This window comes from Paracoccus marcusii (assembly GCF_006151785.1).
GTDB lineage: Bacteria > Pseudomonadota > Alphaproteobacteria > Rhodobacterales > Rhodobacteraceae > Paracoccus > Paracoccus marcusii.
This window is the reverse complement of sequence record NZ_VDDD01000284.1, coordinates 1-671: the sequence shown is the minus strand read 5'-3', so window position 1 is coordinate 671 and position 671 is coordinate 1. Positions and strand designations below refer to the sequence as shown.

The following is a 671-nucleotide window of genomic DNA, read 5'->3' as shown; positions in this document are numbered from 1 at the left end:
CTGGACAACCTGGGATCCGAGGCGCTGAATGCCGCGATCCGGCGGCTGAAGTCGCAGGGCGGCGCGGTCATCATCATGGCCCACCGTCCCGCCGCGATCAACGAATGCGAAAACCTGCTGGTGCTGGAGGGCGGCGTCCGCCGCGCCTTCGGCCCGCGTGACAAGGTGCTGGAACAGATGGTGCAGAATTCGGCCCAGATCCGTCAGGCCCAGACCTCGGGCCAGGGCGGGGGCGTCGCATGAGCCGCGGTCGGACACGCGCGGCCTCGGGCGACCGGCGCTGGCCGGTGCGCGGCCCGATCATCGCGGGCGGGGTGGCGGTGCTGGTGCTGGTGGGCGGCTTCACGGTCTGGGCGATGTCCACGCGCATCTCGGGCGCGGTCGTGGCGGGTGGCCAGGTCGAGGTCGAACAGCAGCGCCAGATCGTCCAGCATCCCGATGGCGGCGTGGTCCAGGACATCGCCACATCCGAGGGCAGCACCGTCGCCGCGGGCGATCTGCTGCTGACGCTGGACGGCACGCTGCTGCGCACCGAGCACACCATCGTCGAGGGCCAGTATTTCGAGATCCTGGCCCGCCGCGGCCGGCTGGAGGCCGAACGCGCCGATGCCGACACGATCACCTTTCCCGACGAACTGGTGCAGGCCGCGACCGCGTCGCCGGCGCTGCAG

General features: G+C 71.4%; 2 pseudogenes. Both read left to right on the top strand.

Features of this window, described 5'->3' with window-relative positions:
- Positions 1-243, top strand: a pseudogene (locus tag FHD68_RS18780) (type I secretion system permease/ATPase); the annotation flags it as partial.
- Positions 240-671: pseudogene (locus tag FHD68_RS18775) on the top strand (HlyD family type I secretion periplasmic adaptor subunit); the annotation flags it as partial. The pseudogenes FHD68_RS18780 and FHD68_RS18775, both read left to right, overlap by 4 nt.